This is a genomic window from Acinetobacter sp. 16, assembly GCF_033439925.1.
Taxonomy (GTDB): Bacteria; Pseudomonadota; Gammaproteobacteria; order Pseudomonadales; family Moraxellaceae; genus Acinetobacter; species Acinetobacter junii.
In genome coordinates this window covers 674,503-690,459 of the sequence record NZ_CP137746.1, presented here as the reverse complement: position 1 = coordinate 690,459, position 15,957 = coordinate 674,503, and the positions used below count along the sequence as shown (strand labels likewise).

The window sequence follows — 15,957 nt, the reverse complement described above, 5'->3', positions numbered from 1 at the left end:
GGGCTTTAGCCTTTTTTAGAGGTATGAAAACTTTCATATTCTTTTCTAAGCTTACGTTTTGTATGCTCTCTTAGGCAATATGCTGTTTTCAATAAATAATATTTTTCATCTAAATCTGTTTTACGCTTAGCTAAAATAACCACAAAATCTAGATGTTCCGCCCAAATGACAACATGGGTTTCCCTGCCACGCTGATTTTCCCAATATAGAAAACCTGCTTGATGTGCATTGGTTATACACCAAGCCACCCACCGAATTCTCTCGCAACGCTTTAGATCTGGAAGTCTGTCGTCTTCATCTTTATTATTTTGATCGGCAGCCTCAGAAATCAAATGCCAAAAACCAAAAGCTTTATCTTTTGTTGTCGGACGAAATCTGACTTTTACTGGCGTATTCAAAAATAATAAGTTGGCATTGACCACGGTTTCTAAATAAATCGCATATATTTCATTTTCATAGTCATTCCAACTATCAAATCCCGCAAAAGCAATCAGTTCAGGAGGAGTATTCAATATTGAGGACTCCATATGAACAAATTAAACTTTTCCGCTTTAAGCAATGTGCTTATCTGCAAGCTCAACTGTGAACGATTTTGTAAATAATGAATGAGTTCAAGCTTCGCTTCACTCGTCTTTAGCCCTCTATGCAAATACGATAAAGCACCTATAAACAAGTCTGCTAGCTGTAGTAACAAAACATCATGTGATTGCACCAAATCTATTGAGTGGATAATAGTGCGATCAAAATCATAATTCGCATTGCATAAAACCTCACGCAACTTTGTTACTTTCTCTTGTCCCTTAGTATCTTTAATATCTAAGTAGATTTTGTAATTATGATTTGGTGCAATTAAACGATTCAGCAGTAAGTACCATTGCTTATAATAAAAATCATCGTGATTCTGCATAAAGTTTGCATGATTTAATTTACTTTTATCTGGAATCACAACGCCTCTAAAATAAAGAAGAGGTTCATCAAAAAACAAATCTACGAGTGCTTTATAAAATGGGAGTTTACTTTTAGAAACTTTCGTCCATTTAATTTCATTATTTGCAGATATATCAAATTCTTTTTTAAGTTGCTTAACTTTTCTTGCTAAATACTTGTGATGTGAATCAGGGCACCATACTGCACCAAGTACCATTGCAGCAAAACCATCATTTTCGAGATGACAGCTTTCGTCACAATAAATATTAAAGATACTCACGCTCAAGCCACCTCGATTTGTAAACCCGACACATCAATTTCACCCGACAATAATTTAGATAATAAAGTATCCCGAATTTGAGCTAAATTTACCGATTTATTATTATTAAGTGCTATCTGTTTTAAATTAGCCTTCACTTTTTCATTGAATAAATCACAAATATTTTTTGATGGAGTCAAAACTTTAACCTTTCTAAGCTCTGATTGTCTTATACCAACAACTGTCGTACCTGTGGCACGTCCATTCATATCTGATTTTGCATAAGGACTTAATAACCAAAAATATAAAAATGCTGAAGATATTAAATCAGTATTGGCACGCAAAGCATAAAGTCTTTGACTCAAGCAATATTTTTCATCAGAAGCCAAATAATACATTTCACCCATAGGCCCTTCTGATGTTAAAAGAATATCCCCTTCCTCTAACTCCTCTTTCATCCATTTATTATAAAGTTCTGTGTCAACAAATCTAAGTTGTTCACGATTAACAATATATCCATCTTTAATATGCTTGGCAGATAAAACCGTTATACCTGTGTCTGACCAATCAGAACCTAATTTTTTAGGTGTTTTACCTCGATGATCAATAATTAATGAAGTTGTTTTATCAATATCTAGTATTTCCCACCCCTTCGGCACTTCCCCTAACTCATTTTCTACCAACTCATCAGGAAACAGCGCAGCACTCGCTTGTAACTCAGCAAAATCATCTTCAGACATTTGCTGAAGCTCTTCTTCGTTTTTACCACTAATGGCACACATGGCAGCAAGTTCAGGGTCTTTTCCTTCCTGCTTAGCTGCAATTTTGGCACGGACAGGATCGAAGTCGACAAACCAACTTTTAAAAATCACTTGGGCGATAGATTCTAAGGTTTGGTTTATTTGCGTATTAAGTAATGTATTTTTCTCAATTAAATCAATTACTTTTGTTATTGAATCACGTTCTTCTCTAGGAGGCATTGGAATGCCAATTTCCCGTACATCTTTTAAATTCAAGGTTTTTTGAACTGTGGTATTTAATCTAGCTTCTATTAAATGTTGTGCGGGCTTACTTGCCAGTACATAACGTATCCAAGACCGCAATTGAGTATCTTTCAGGCGAATCACAGCCAATGCTCTAGCCACGTTCCAGCCACACATTTCATCAGTTACGATTACACAATCACCGGGATTACCGACTAATGTCAGTAAAAGCTCCGAACCATTTAAACGAGTCCTTTTATACTCTTCATCAACTTTGTTACTGATACAAAATGAAGGGCGTGATGCAATTGCTCCATTTTTAACATCAGAAACCTTAATTAAAGGAACACCACCATCAGTATCAGATCCCGGATACATCACACCAACTGATATAGCCTTCGGATGCTCTAATAACTCATCTATTGTTTTAAATTCCCAATGCTCAGGCACATTACCGCCCGCAGCTTCCCAAAACAAACGTAGAGTAGAACTCACACCACACCCCCAAACTCTTTCTTAATCACCCAATAGCCACGAGTTCCACCCACACGCTCAAGCCAGCCTGCATCTTTTAAGTTATTCAAATGCTTTTTCACTGCTGACTCATTAATACCGAACTGCTCCGCCATAGCACGATAGGAAACTTTCGGATTTTGTTGAATCAAAACTAAAATCTCTTTTTGACGATCTGTCAGCATAGTTTCTTGGATTGAGCTACCTATTGAGCCACCTATTGAGCCACCTAATTGCTCAATCGAAGGACGATAAAATTCCCAATCGACAAAATCACCTTGTGCTTTCAGTTGAGGTTCTGCATTACCTGCTTGTAAACAAAGATCTTTAATACGGGCAATACCACTGCCCCACTGCTCGATATAACCCAGCTCTTTAAACACACGCGCCAAAACACGGTTACGAATCTCTGAACGACCTTGTGCCAAATCTTCTTCAGTCAGACCATTGGGCAAGCCACCTGGCGATACGATATTCAGAATGTCATCATAAATACCGACCTTAATATCACGCCCTGCATTGCTATAGTCACGATGTAACACTGCATTCACTAAGGCTTCACGAATCGCAGGAATAGGTATTTCATAACTTTCTGTACGCTGTAACCCTAAAATTTCAGCACGTAGATGCAGATGATTCTTGATGAATTGCTCTGTTTGCTTTAACTGACTAAATAAGTCTCCACGGTATTCTTTTTTATCCAAAAACACCGTCATGGTCGTGCCTTTAAAGCGGCTGCATTTAATCTCAACCTGCTCATAAAGCCCCAACAAAATGAGCAGCCCATGACTTGGGTAATCCTGTCCATTCTGCTGAATGATCAATTTAAGATTCCGCATCTTCTGCAAAGACAGTTCTTTACCCAGCTCAGCAAAGGCTTGCTTTAAAGGCTGTAAATCGATGTCATCTAAACTGTATTGCGGATTCGGCTGTTCATCAAAGGTCTGGTTCAGACGCTGCAATTCAAGTTGCTGGATATACTCAGACGATGCTACACGATTACTTGCACCTAGACGGATATAGGTTCCCTGTGCCTTACCTTGGGGCTTAAGATAGTAAGGCAACAATGAACCACGGCTGACTTCAATCACCAATAACTCAATGCCTTGGATATTCTCGATATAGAAATACGGCAGAATATTTGGCATACACAGTTCATTGATCATCGAAGTGATCTGATCCTGCAGCTCAAAAATATCACCTTGGATGCCTATGAGCTGGCGGTCATCACTTACACCCACTACCAGTTTACCACCACTGGTATTGGCAAAAGCAATCAAGGTCTTTGCCACCTGTTGTCCTTTCGGTAACTGCTCTTTAAATTCAAGGGTTTGACTTTCACCCTTCTGAATTTCCTGCAATAAAGGATGATCAGAACTCATAACCCAAGCCTTTTAGATTCTTTTTAATCTCACTTTCCAACACAGCACTTTCAGCAAATTGCGCTTTGAGCTGAGCAGTCAAACGTAGCATTTTTTCAGCAAATGGCTCGCCATCATCTTCCTGCTCGACTGCACCAACATAACGTCCCGGAGTCAGTACGTAGTCGTGCTTTTGTATATCTTTGAGCTCAGCAGAGAAGCAGAAACCTTTTTCATCTTGATACGCTTCGCCTTCAAAATTTTCGCCTTGTTGCCAAGCATGTAAAGCATTGGTGATTTTAGCAATATCTGCATCGGTAAAGTCACGCAGTACGCGATCTTTCATATAGCCCAAATTACGGGCATCGATGAACAGAGTCTTGCCTTCACGGTTGGCTTTCTTTTTATCTAAAGACAAGCCATTCTTTTTATCCTTGGTTAAAAACCAGATACAGGCTGGAATTTGCGTGTTGGTGAACAGTTGTCCTGGTAATGCAACAATACATTCCACCAGGTCAGCTTCAATCAGGTTCTTACGGATCTCACCTTCATTGTTGGTATTGGAACTCATCGAACCATTGGCAAGTAGCAATGCCATACTGCCTGTAGGTGACAAATGGTGCAGCATGTGTTGCATCCAAGCAAAGTTAGCATTACCTTGTGGCGGTGTACCATACTTCCATCGCACATCATTTTCTAGAGAAGCATGCCACCAATCCTTGATATTAAAAGGCGGATTGGCCATAACAAAGTCAGCACGCAAGTCTGGATGCTGATCCTCTAAAAAGCTGTCTGCATTCTTTTTACCGAAATTAAAATCAATCCCACGAATCGCCATGTTCATAGCAGCCAATTTCCATGTGGTCGGGTTGCTTTCCTGCCCATAAATAGAAATATGCTTTTTCTGTTCGGAGGCTTTGTAATGCTTTTCCTGAGCATGTTGTTCAATAAACTTTTCACTGGATACAAAGAATCCACCTGAACCCATTGCAGGGTCATACACTCGCCCTTTATAAGGCTGCAACATTTCAACGATTAAGGTGACGACGCTTTTAGGCGTGTAGTACTGCCCACCTTGCTTGCCTTCAGCCAAAGCAAACTGTCCTAAAAAGTATTCGTAAACATGCCCGAGAATATCTTTACTGTGCAGACTGAGTTTTTCACCATTATATTCAGGCTTAGTAAAACTGGTGTCAGAGAAGGTATTGATCAGATCAAGTAACTTGTCATTGTCCAGCTGGTACTGTCCAATACGATTCAGAATGCCCTTAAGTTTTGGATTGGCTTTTTCAATTTCATCAAAGGCATTGTCAATCAGCCAGGATACAGAGCGCAACTTCACGTCCTGTCCTTGCTCATCCTGCCAAATGATTGAGCCAATTGGTAAAGCTGCTGCATTGCGGATACTTAACCAACGTGCTGCTTTGGGCACCCAAAATACGTTTTTTTCTTGGTAGTAATCCAGTATTTCTAGTTCGTCAGCAATAGCCTGTTGGTATTCTTCATCGCTATCATAGTGATCACGTGCCATGTAGTAGATATTGTGATCGTCTTTTTGTGCAAACAATTCTTTGAGTTCAGATTGCCGTTCATCAAAAGCATCTGATACGTACTTTAAGAAAATCAGTCCTAAAACAATATGCTTATAGTTGGCTGCATCTAGACTGCTGCGTAATTTATCGGCGGCTTTCCAAAGCTTGTCATCTAAGTCATTTAGAAATTTTTGTTCCAATGAATGCATTTTATTTCCTCAATCCAAGATCAACCGCTTTGGTTTTATACTTAATGTTAAACAATGTTGCTAAGTTAGCATATCTGCGACCTATTAAAAGTCATGCACTTAACAAAAAAAATAGAGATTAATTAAGTCTTGTCATTTTAACGGGATAACTATAGCTAAAATAGTACTTTGACAACTCCCACGACTAATACTGTCGTAAAAAAAAGAGCAACCTAGAAAGCTGCTCTTTTCCAACTAATCGATTAGTTGACGGGTCTGACTGATTGCTGCAACCCCTGCTGAATCTCCTGCACATAGCTCAATTGCACTGAATGCTCCGTATCTACAGCACTGTCATTGTGTGGATAAAACTCTTCCAGCAATTCCATCCCCTCCTCTGCATGCACCTCAAACTTGGCATTGGCAAAACCCTGCCGTGCAATCTGATCTAATGCCGCCTGATCAAACCCTGCCTGTTTTCCCTGTTGGTCAATCTCCTTGGCTGTTTGAATCGCTGTTTGCAAATCCACGCCTTCCCGTAACGTTAAATCCACGTAATACACGGGCTGACGATAGCTTTGAGTTGTGCTTTTCCCACGCAACGTGAGCTGCAACGGCAAACACGACAACAAACCACCTGATGCTGCATGGTAGTAATTCAAACGTGCTGCCAAAGTGCGAATGCTGTTAAAACCAGTGGTTCTGAAAATAAAAGTCCCAAACTCATCGGCTTCGCCTAAATTGACATGCAGGCGTCCATAAGGCTTGCAATGTCCACCTTGTCCAAGTGGGCATAAGTCGGGGGATGGGCACGGATGTTGCTCTACACCTTGTGATGTCATGCGTTGGCAGGTCTGACCATTCCCCACACAAATCGGGCGACCTGTCTGTCGGTCAAATAAACTATATTCAGCTCGAAGATTGAGTTCAGGGTCATTGAAGATCATACGTACAGGGATGCTACGCAGCTTTTGATTCGGTGCTTGACTACGCAATTGCTCATCCAAGGGGTGTTTAATCCAACCGTCCTTACCCTGTATTTGACTTGTAATAGTGAACTGATCGTCTTTCTCTGGCAGACGCTTGCCATTCTTTTCTATTACACGGCCAATACTGATCCGTCCCAAGATGGGTGGTGTGATTGCTAAACCTTTAATCATGTTGAAATTCCTCTGTCGTTGAGATGTTTAGATGTGTTGCCCTGTGTGCTTAAAATAAAATCGGCATAAAAAAATCCCATGCAGGGCTGCACGGGATTTCAGATTTCTTCTTGCTGAGTGATTAACTTTAAGTTTTGAGCTAATCGTGATAAATGTTGAAACGACGACTGCCTGCTTTCTGCAGTGGGTACTGTTGGATGAGTTCAGGTTGATGCTGAAGTAAGGATTTGATGTCCAGGCTAATACTATCCTTGCTCTTCTTCCATGTCACTGAACCTTGCTGAAATACGGCACGTTCATGTTCCTGCATCAGTGCCTGAACTCGGTGTTTGAGTAGATCAAACTGGCTTTGGTGTTGTTCAATCTGCTGTTTTTCCTTTATCAGCTGATCAAACAGTTCATTGGCAAGTTCGACCTCCGTTAGATCAACACAACTGAGCGGGGTATGTTCAGGATAGAGCTGCTGTAAAGCTTTGGCTGCCGATTCACTGGCATCCACTGCTGGTGGAACGTCATTTTCAACACATTCCCAAAATAATCGTTCTGCCTGAATGATCTGTTCAATCAGGGCTTCATTACGACTGACTTTGTAGATTTTGGTTTCCTGTCCACACAGCAACACACAAATATGTGCCGCTTGCTTGCCTGTCACCGCCAGTTGATGTTGTACCTGACACAACACGTATAACGGCACACCATCTCGCCACAGTTTAGCGCCATATTCTCCTGCGGTTTTACATTCCAGTATTTGTACGTCTTCATTGCCCACTACGGCATAATCCAAGTTCGCCAACATAAAGGCTTTGTCAGGATCAGGGTGCTGCAGTACCGCATTGACCCGACGGACTTTATTATTGGTGTGCATGCTGTAGTATTCTGCGACCAAGGGTTCTAACTGCTTGCCCCAATATAAAGGTGCATGCCCTGAGCTTTCATCTTCAATATTTTGCTGTACCCGTCCTGTTTTAATCATCCACAGTTCTAGCATCGACATATAAGGATTCAAGCCACAGGCAGCTGCGGCATCACTGCTGCCTATTCCCTGTTTACGCACTTCCAGCCATGCCTGATAGTCCAGTTGTTTGGTGTTGATCAGACGTTTGGCATTTAAACTACGTTTTGAACCTGATTGACTTTGTTTAAGCTTGTGATTGGCTACAGTTGGTAAATACTGAGATTGAGACGTTACTGTTGGGTTTATAATCTGATTCATGGGTTTATCCTTCTATCATTGATTTTAAAACGGCATAAAAAAAGCCACATCCGAAGATGTGGCAAAGAGGGATCGTTAATTAGGAGGACACTTGATCGTACTGATCACATGCCCTGATGGTAAAGTTTCAAGATTAAATTCAGCTTAAGCCACTAAGCGTAAAGCTTGCTCCAATCCACGTTGTTTCAATGCTGCCCCTGCACCAAACCATGCAGAGTCAAGGCGGTGATCGGTACTCATCGCACGACGTTCATGATCTACAAATTCGGTGATTGCACAAAGCAACCCATAAGCGGTGTCTTTGGCTGAAGATAAGTCTGCCCCACGTCCCTGACCGTTAAACATATTCATGACTTTGGTCATAGCACGTCCATTCGGTTCAGTTTTATTGGGCTGTGGATTGGCTTGGGATGCAACATTACGGTAGTACTGAATAATGTTATCCTCCTGTTCCATTACACTTAGGCTATTGTTGTTAAATACCGCATCAAAATAAGCCGCTGCTTCTTTCTGGGTGACTTTACGTTGGGTGAGTTGTTTCATTTCATACATGTGGTCGTACCATGTCTTGACTGAAATACCGAGTTGATCTTTGACTTTGTCGGCATCAAACTTGGTACTGTGCGGTACTTTGACCACGCCTGCATTGGAACTCTGTCCACGTAAGGCAATGGCTAAAGTGTTGTTACACACCACACGGATATTGGTGAATTGTGCTGTGGTCGCCAACGTACCGTCACATGCGGTTGCCAGCAGAATATAGCCATTGCTGACATCCCCACCTTTCAATTCTGCAGTTTGTCCTGTACGTGCCAAAGCCCAGAACTTTTTCCCACCTTTAAGCACCCCTGCGGTTTCCAATTCAAAGCCTGATTGTTCGGTCAGATCACGGTAGAACTCCAGAATTTCCATCGGTTGGACTTCTTGATAACGCTGACTCACCACCGATAAAGGAGCATGGGTATCTGAACGGTACAGTACCCGTTGTTCTTCATACGGCATGATGATGCTTTGTCCACGTGAGTTTTGAGCCATGTAGCTGACATTGGAGGATTCAATGCGCCAATCCATGCCTGCCTGCTTGGCCCAGACTTCAATCGGTTGGTTTTGGCTAAGTTGATTGCCCAGACCATGCCATGGGGTTTGTCCGATATACGCCATTTGTTCAAGTTGATGTGCCATTTTTATTATTCCTTAAATAAAAGTGAAAGATGTAAAGATGCAGAAATGTGCTGAAAGGGTTTAATTTGAACAATCCAGCTATTCAAAGATGTAACCGTGTAAAGTCAGTGATGCAATTACGGCACCCATGCAAACGCTTGTTGGCAATCCAAACAGAGATACTGCTCGGCATTGCTGTAGTATTTTTCAAAGGCATACTGACTCACCACCACCAGTACGCCACCCACCACTACCCCAACAGCTGCACCGAAGAGCGGTGAAAAGCCTGACTTGCGAGCGACCTGCATGCCAAACATCGCCATCTGTGTAGGTGAAATACAGCGTTGTAACTGTTCAAAATAGTTAAAGTTGGCGTTGCCTGAATCGGTGTATCTGACATGGCTAGACTGACAGTAGGGGCATTGAATAAAGGACATTGAGTATTCCTTGTTAAATGAATTCAGTACGAAGAGCTGAATTGAGGGCATAAAAAAACCATGCCCATTGAGGACACGGTTTGATTGAGTTTTTGCTTTGTCGTGGAGAGTCGAGGGTCGCTATTGAAAGCTATAGCTTGCAGTGCCTTTGTCAGTTTCGACATCAACACGCACTACATTGTCATAGCCACAGCCTTTTAATTTCAGTCTTAAACGTAGACCCATTTTAAAATGCTGTGGATATTCCAACGATCTGCGGTAGCCTTCATAACTGCATTCACCGTTGTTGATCAGCACATTGGTGACATCAATCGGATCTGCGCTGTTAGAACGGATGGTCAATACCGTAGCGGATTGATTTTGCGCATACCAGTTACTGGTATCTTTGACATCCAGTTCTACCGTAAATGTATTTGGATCAAGGCCAGAGTTACACCCACTCAACAACATTCCTGTCGTTACAGTCACTGCCAGTAGGATCGGTTTAAAAAATTGCTTCATACATTTCATCCTCAGCAGTAGTTATAGCTCACGCCATAATCGCCCGTATTTAAGTCAATACTGACCAGATGGATTTCACAGTCTGTGCCATTATCAAATTTATAGACGTAGTAGCGATTACCCGCTTGCTCCGACTCCAGTGCGCCATGTTCTTGCAAGCTAAAGTCTTGCACTGATTTGCCTGTATCTTTTACGGCTTTGGCAAAGATATAGCGTTGATACTTGTCTATATTGTCCTGCTCAAACTGAGGCAGTTCATCATAAGGCAGCATCGACAGTAAGGTATCCGCCGCCTTAAGGTTTTGATCAAACTCAAAACTCAGCAATTCAGGTTCATGATCTGATGGACTCAGACTTTTGCTTCCCGTGGTCAATTCTTTGACATCGATGCCATCCACTTCTGCTGCTGCAATCTCAGTGGATACTGCTTCTGAATTGGCAGATTCTAAAGGTTGTGCAGAGCTGGCGTCAGAAGTGTTGGCTGGAACCGTTTTTTCAGTTGGGTGTTTAGGGCTAAAGAAATAGAAGCCTGCGATGCTGATCAAGGTCAGGGCTAAGATTGCCGCCAAGCCCAATATGGTTTTTTGGGTCATTTGAATGTTCCCCTCATTTAGTTGGGCACAGTGACTTGACCATTCTGCGCATTAAAGTGAACAAAACGTGGACAACCACCTTGAAAGTTCACCGTGAAATTACGCCAACCACGGTTGCCAGGATTGGTTTTATAAAGACATTGATAAACCCCACCGCCTGTATGACGTGCTTGAACAAGGTAGGATTCACTGGCTTGTGCAAACCAGCCTGCCTGCGCCAATGATGCGCCTGCAAGTAGTGATGAAATCAGGGCAGTTTTTAGGAAAGTTTTAAACATCATCATTTTCTCTTTTTTTATAGGCATCACTGGTCTTGGTCTTAATCAGACACAGTGTTCCCCATGTCATAAATGTTGGAATGAATATCTATGTTTTTTTGAAGTGTTATAGACGATAAAGCACACAAATCTATGCCCCTCAAAACAGCATGAGAGATTCATCTTCATATCGGTAATATGTACTTGAAAAAGTTTTATTCTTAGAAAGTGATCGACACAGCAATGCATGAAATACACAGCATCAGGTCACATTACCCCTGTGGTGTAGATCGGGCACACATAAAAAAGAGAAATATAAAAGACGGTCTTGATGTAAGCGCATGGCGTACTCCTAGATGATTTAGAAGTTCTACCAAAATCACTGTCAAATAATGGTGGTAGAACGAGAAAGGGTTGACAGACCAGTCATCTAGGAACCGGCACGCACAAGGCGTCCCTCCCTCGCCCTACCGCAACGAAGGGGGACGAACGAGTTCGCCACCAAAAAATTACTTTTTTGATGTGCTAGATGATAACGGTCTGTCAAAACCGACTGACGATGTAGGTCAGCAGGCTAAGGATAATCTGCACGCTGTAGAGCGTCAAGCAAGTGCAGGACTCTGATATAAATTTTCAGCGCCGTACAGGTGCTCCATCAAACCATTTAAATCCTTTAGGGTAAATGCAAATTCTATTCGGAAGCCCAAACTGACCCGTTTGATTCTCCGGCATGCTATTTAATGCACGCAAAGGACAGCCCCCTTCTTCTTGCATAGTCCGCTCAACCCTCAGCGCTTTTTGTGCATCAGCATCGGAAAGCTCATGATGCATTTCTGGATAAACGCATGTGCCCAGATATCCAGTGCTCTCTGCTATCATTGCAATATCCCAAAGGATCAGCATAGAGTGATCGGTTAAAGCTCAGATAAAAGTGGATCACATACCGCTGCTGAACATCATCACGCACAATCCGATAAAAACGATAGACCACCTGCGTTCGATACCAAAATACTGTGGCTAAACTATTTTGGAAATTTGATAAAAATCGCTCTAACTGTCGCAAATCGATAATTTCATTTCCACCCTCATTTAGACTTAGTTCCAGTTTTAAATCCGCTGCATCAGGATAGATCTGGCTTGTATTACGGTAGGATTCTCTCAGCTTTTCAATCCGCTTCTCGTAGCGCTCAGCGCGCACAATAAACACAACCCAAGACACTGATTTTTAATAAATTTCATTAATTCTTGTTCTACATTTACCGTAAAAACTACCGCAAAAAAGATCTGTACACTACCCGAAAATTTCTTAGATATAGTGATGATCCATACGTATATCAGCAAACAATATATCAGATTTCCTGAATAACAAATTCAGTATAAAAATTACCACAATTAAATAAATTGTTATAACCTATACAAAACTTGTAAAGTTTATAACATGAATATAAGCATCCTCATTTCTAGCCTTTCCACACAAAACTCTTCTGCTCGAATGAGAATTTGGCGTTCCATCAAAAGCTGTGGTGCAGCAACTCTGCGTGATGGTGTATATGTTCTACCTAATGAACAAAAGCAGCGCTTTGACCCCATTATTGACGAACATCAAAGTGCCGATGGCATTGCCTATCTATTCGATTCCGTTAGCAACAATAATTTAGACTTAATTCAACTATTTAATAGAAAAAGTGAATACTCTGAATTTTTGCTACAACTGAATGAAATAGAGAGTTCACTGAATGTTGAGCAAAAAAAATGAACATTAAAAAGCATTAGAAAATTAAGAAAGCAACTTTCATCTCTCATCGATATTGATTTCTTTCCTAATGAATTACAAAACACAGCCTTAAACGCGATATCAAAACTCGAACTTAAAATTCATCACCTAGGGGAATCAAATGAGCCCTCTTCTATAAATAGTGATCTACCTTCTCTTAATCTTCATGACTTCCAATCTAAAACTTGGGCTACGCGAAAACGACCTTGGGTGGATCGTTTAGCTTGTACGTGGCTCATTCAAAAATTTATTGATAAAGACCCTACTTTTATTTGGCTACAAGATATTAAAGATTGTCCAGCAGATGCTTATGGTTTTGATTTTGACGGTGCAACGTTTACCCATGTTGGTGAGCTTGTGTCATTCGAAGTACTTTTACACAGCTTTAATTTAGCCGATAAATCACTTCTGAAAATCGCTGAAATTGTCCATTACCTAGATATTGGCGGAAATGAGCCACCAGAAGCACTTGGGCTAGAAAAAATATTACAAGGACTAAGAAGCAGTATTCATGCTGATCAACAGTTGGTGGAATTATCCAATCACATTTTTGATGGTCTATATACCAATTTTAAAGGCGAGAATTCATGAATCAATTGCAAGAAAACGATTTCGAGCCCAATCCAGAGGTTAGCTTTAAAGAGGCCATACTGTTTTGGTTAAAACTCGGATTTATCAGCTTTGGCGGGCCTGCAGGCCAAATCTCTGTCATGCACCAAGAATTGGTAGAACAAAAAAAATGGATCTCTGAAAAGCGATTTATGCATGCGCTCAATTACTGCATGTTGCTTCCGGGGCCTGAAGCACAACAATTAGCAACCTATATTGGCTGGCTAATGCACAAAACAAAAGGCGGTATCATTGCCGGACTATTTTTCATTTTACCTTCCCTTTTTATTCTCATCGGTCTTTCATGGGTCTATGCAAAATTTGGAAATGTACCTGTCATTGCAGGGCTTTTTTATGGCATTAAACCTGCTGTCACCGCTATCGTCTTTCATGCAACCTATCGTATTGGCAGTAAGTCACTGAAGAATAAATATATGTATGCTATTGCATGTGCCGCATTTATTCTCATTTTTGCCTTTAATGTTACGTTCCCCCTTATTGTGCTGCTGGCTGCTTTAAGTGGTTATCTCTTAAGTAAATTTGACCCAAAATTATTCACTAGCAATGTTCACGCATCAAGTCTCAAAGACTACGGGAAAGCAATTATTGATGATGATACTCCCACACCTGAACATGCCATTTTCAAATGGTCTCGCTTGATTAAATTGCTGGTTGTTGCAATTATTTTGTGGTGTCTCCCTATAGCATTACTGACAGTAGCTTATGGCTGGTCTCACGCTTATACACAAATGGCTTGGTTTTTCACTAAAGCAGCCTTAATGACATTTGGTGGAGCTTATGCGGTTTTACCTTATGTATATCAAGGTGCTGTTAACTTCTATGAGTGGCTTAAACCAACCCAAATGATCGATGGTTTAGCGTTGGGTGAAAGCACACCCGGCCCACTCATTATGGTCGTTGCTTTCGTTGGGTTTATGGGCGGGTACAACCTTGACCTATTAGGGCCTGAACATAAGTTTTTAGCTGGTGCTTTTGGAGCAACAATTGTTACTTGGTTCACCTTCCTATTTTCGTTTGTGTTTATTCTCGGTGGAGCACCCGTAATCGAATCCACTCACAATCAAATCAAATTTACTGCACCACTGACAGCAATTACCGCAGCCGTTGTCGGCGTAATTCTTAATTTGGCCCTCTTCTTTGCTTACCATGTACTATGGCCAAAAGGGTTTGAGGGGCAATTTGACTACATAGCTGCAGTAATAACCATACTCGCTTGTATTGCTCTCTTTAAATTCAATCAAAGTGTATTAAGAGTCATCGGTGCTGCTGCAATTTTAGGGCTTATCATTAAACTAAGCCTTTGTACACGACAAATTTCACAGAACCCTTATCCTATCAGGATTCTGCTTTCTTAAAATTGCCAAAATTTCCTTAAACTCTTCTTTTTTCCCAAAACCAATTAAACGCTGAATCGCCATTTGAACATAGTCTAAACCATAGCGAAATAAACTCATTGAGAGTCGTCCATGCTTCTTTATTATTATCGCTTTTTTTTGATTATGTTGCCATTCACCCGTTAAGTAACACCAACAGAAGCTTATAGCTAACACCGCAATCAATTTTTTCACTCGTCTAGGGTCTGTCAAGCGCGTATTTTCAAGATTAAACCCGCGTCCTTTGAGACAACTGAATAAGGTTTCAATTTCCCAGCGTAATGCATAATCCTGAATAGCATTGGCATTAAACTGAGGAGAAACGACGAGTAAAAGCTCTCCATTTTCTAACTGTAGTGCACTTATATATAGTTTCACCCGACCAACCAAAATCCGTCGTTTACGACATTCAATTTGACCAACTTTAAGATGGCGAAATAAATCACTAATTTTATGATTCTTTCCTAAATGATTGGTGACAATGAAGTTTTTTTAACACGAATGCAGAAGTTGATGTCTTGTTCAATTAACCATGTAAACCACTGCTCACCGATAAACTCTCTGTCTGCGAACACATTCACAATACGGTCTTTACCAAAAATGGCTATAAAGCGTTGAATCAAAGCAATACGCTCTTTCGTATCTGAATTTCCACGTTTATTAAGCAATGTCCAAAGGATAGGTATCGCTATTCCACGATAAACGATTGCGAGCATCAGGATATTAATATTTCGTTTTCCCCATTTCCAATTGGTTCTATCTAAAGTCAGTTGCACTTGGTCGAATGAAAACATATTGAAAATCAACTGAGAAATTTGACGATAATCAAAATACTGACCTGCAAAGAAGCGCTGCATACGTCGATAAAATGATTGTGGTAAGCACTTGATGGGCAAGGCTTTAGATGCAGAAGAAAGATTACATGTTTGCTTTAAAATGATCACAAGCATGATGAGCGCAAAGCACTTTAAATGTGACTTGTTCCATTTTAGAGATTTGTTTAAGATAAGATATAACTCATTGAGATGTGTCATAGTATTCGTCGTTAGAAAACAATTATTGTGACATTATTTCAATGAGTTATCTATTTTTGTC

General features: G+C 40.9%; 15 protein-coding genes and 1 pseudogene. 2 read left to right on the top strand and 14 right to left on the bottom strand.

Features of this window, described 5'->3' with window-relative positions; genetic code table 11:
• Positions 1–5 precede the first annotated feature (5 nt).
• The 13 genes from R2H34_RS03285 to R2H34_RS03225 form a co-directional block, all read right to left on the bottom strand.
• Positions 6–512, bottom strand: a complete 507-nt coding sequence (locus R2H34_RS03285; protein ID WP_262735166.1) for a hypothetical protein — start codon at positions 510–512, stop codon at positions 6–8.
• Positions 509–1,207, bottom strand: a complete 699-nt coding sequence (locus tag R2H34_RS03280; protein ID WP_282896797.1) for a DUF3800 domain-containing protein — start codon at positions 1,205–1,207, stop codon at positions 509–511. The genes R2H34_RS03285 and R2H34_RS03280 overlap by 4 nt, the downstream gene beginning before the upstream one ends.
• A 2-nt stretch (positions 1,208–1,209) precedes the next feature.
• Positions 1,210–2,664 (bottom strand): restriction endonuclease subunit S, encoded by a 1,455-nt coding sequence (locus R2H34_RS03275; protein WP_282896798.1) that lies wholly within the window; start codon positions 2,662–2,664, stop codon positions 1,210–1,212.
• Positions 2,661–4,064, bottom strand: a complete 1,404-nt coding sequence (locus R2H34_RS03270; RefSeq protein WP_282896799.1) for a helix-turn-helix domain-containing protein — start codon at positions 4,062–4,064, stop codon at positions 2,661–2,663. Before R2H34_RS03270 ends, R2H34_RS03275 begins: the two co-directional genes overlap by 4 nt.
• On the bottom strand, positions 4,054–5,784 hold the full coding sequence (locus tag R2H34_RS03265; protein ID WP_282896800.1) for a type I restriction-modification system subunit M: 1,731 nt from the start codon (positions 5,782–5,784) through the stop codon (positions 4,054–4,056). The genes R2H34_RS03270 and R2H34_RS03265 overlap by 11 nt, the downstream gene beginning before the upstream one ends.
• Positions 5,785–6,026: 242 nt before the next feature.
• Positions 6,027–6,923, bottom strand: coding sequence for a hydrolase or metal-binding protein (locus R2H34_RS03260; RefSeq protein ID WP_125274711.1), 897 nt, complete (start codon positions 6,921–6,923; stop codon positions 6,027–6,029).
• A 139-nt stretch (positions 6,924–7,062) separates the two neighbouring features.
• Complete coding sequence (locus R2H34_RS03255) at positions 7,063–8,136, bottom strand: YqaJ viral recombinase family protein (RefSeq protein ID WP_125274710.1); 1,074 nt, start codon at positions 8,134–8,136, stop codon at positions 7,063–7,065.
• A gap of 144 nt (positions 8,137–8,280) precedes the next feature.
• Entirely contained in the window at positions 8,281–9,318 is a 1,038-nt protein-coding gene (locus tag R2H34_RS03250; RefSeq protein WP_125274709.1) for a DUF932 domain-containing protein, read from the bottom strand.
• Positions 9,319–9,434: 116 nt separating this feature from the next.
• Entirely contained in the window at positions 9,435–9,734 is a 300-nt protein-coding gene (locus R2H34_RS03245) for a hypothetical protein (protein WP_125274708.1), read from the bottom strand.
• A gap of 120 nt (positions 9,735–9,854) precedes the next feature.
• Positions 9,855–10,235 (bottom strand): hypothetical protein, encoded by a 381-nt coding sequence (locus tag R2H34_RS03240; RefSeq protein WP_282896559.1) that lies wholly within the window; start codon positions 10,233–10,235, stop codon positions 9,855–9,857.
• Positions 10,236–10,246: 11 nt separating this feature from the next.
• Positions 10,247–10,828, bottom strand: coding sequence for a hypothetical protein (locus tag R2H34_RS03235; RefSeq protein ID WP_151814536.1), 582 nt, complete (start codon positions 10,826–10,828; stop codon positions 10,247–10,249).
• Positions 10,829–10,845: 17 nt separating this feature from the next.
• Positions 10,846–11,106, bottom strand: coding sequence for a hypothetical protein (locus R2H34_RS03230; protein WP_002126044.1), 261 nt, complete (start codon positions 11,104–11,106; stop codon positions 10,846–10,848).
• Between the two features lie 799 nt (positions 11,107–11,905).
• A complete protein-coding gene (locus R2H34_RS03225; RefSeq protein WP_318342415.1) occupies positions 11,906–12,292 on the bottom strand; it encodes a hypothetical protein in 387 nt (128 codons plus the stop codon).
• A 231-nt stretch (positions 12,293–12,523) separates the two neighbouring features.
• On the opposite strand from R2H34_RS03225, the pseudogene R2H34_RS03220 reads away from it, so the two are divergent.
• Positions 12,524–13,450 (top strand): annotated as a pseudogene (locus tag R2H34_RS03220) (chromate resistance protein ChrB domain-containing protein).
• Complete coding sequence (gene chrA / locus R2H34_RS03215) at positions 13,447–14,844, top strand: chromate efflux transporter (RefSeq protein ID WP_318342414.1); 1,398 nt, start codon at positions 13,447–13,449, stop codon at positions 14,842–14,844. Before R2H34_RS03220 ends, chrA begins: the two are co-directional and overlap by 4 nt.
• On the opposite strand, the gene R2H34_RS03210 is transcribed toward chrA, so the two are convergent.
• Positions 14,806–15,896 (bottom strand): IS4-like element ISAba1 family transposase gene (locus R2H34_RS03210; protein WP_100222571.1). Its coding sequence is split into 2 segments (ribosomal slippage): positions 14,806–15,356 and positions 15,356–15,896, totalling 1,092 coding nucleotides; the frame shifts between segments, so codons are not numbered across the junction. The genes chrA and R2H34_RS03210 overlap by 39 nt on opposite strands.
• Between the last annotated feature and the right edge of the window lie 61 nt (positions 15,897–15,957).

Bases quoted from the DNA above. Each gene is read 5' to 3' on its own strand.
- R2H34_RS03270 (WP_282896799.1), bottom strand. From the start codon at position 4,064: ATGAGTTCTGATCATCCTTTATTGCAGGAAATTCAGAAGGGTGAAAGT.
- R2H34_RS03265 (WP_282896800.1), bottom strand. From the start codon at position 5,784: ATGCATTCATTGGAACAAAAATTTCTAAATGACTTAGATGACAAGCTT.
- R2H34_RS03260 (WP_125274711.1), bottom strand. From the start codon at position 6,923: ATGATTAAAGGTTTAGCAATCACACCACCCATCTTGGGACGGATCAGT.
- R2H34_RS03255 (WP_125274710.1), bottom strand. From the start codon at position 8,136: ATGAATCAGATTATAAACCCAACAGTAACGTCTCAATCTCAGTATTTA.
- R2H34_RS03250 (WP_125274709.1), bottom strand. From the start codon at position 9,318: ATGGCACATCAACTTGAACAAATGGCGTATATCGGACAAACCCCATGG.
- R2H34_RS03245 (WP_125274708.1), bottom strand. From the start codon at position 9,734: ATGTCCTTTATTCAATGCCCCTACTGTCAGTCTAGCCATGTCAGATAC.
- R2H34_RS03240 (WP_282896559.1), bottom strand. From the start codon at position 10,235: ATGAAGCAATTTTTTAAACCGATCCTACTGGCAGTGACTGTAACGACA.
- R2H34_RS03235 (WP_151814536.1), bottom strand. From the start codon at position 10,828: ATGACCCAAAAAACCATATTGGGCTTGGCGGCAATCTTAGCCCTGACC.
- R2H34_RS03230 (WP_002126044.1), bottom strand. From the start codon at position 11,106: ATGTTTAAAACTTTCCTAAAAACTGCCCTGATTTCATCACTACTTGCA.
- chrA (WP_318342414.1), top strand. From the start codon at position 13,447: ATGAATCAATTGCAAGAAAACGATTTCGAGCCCAATCCAGAGGTTAGC.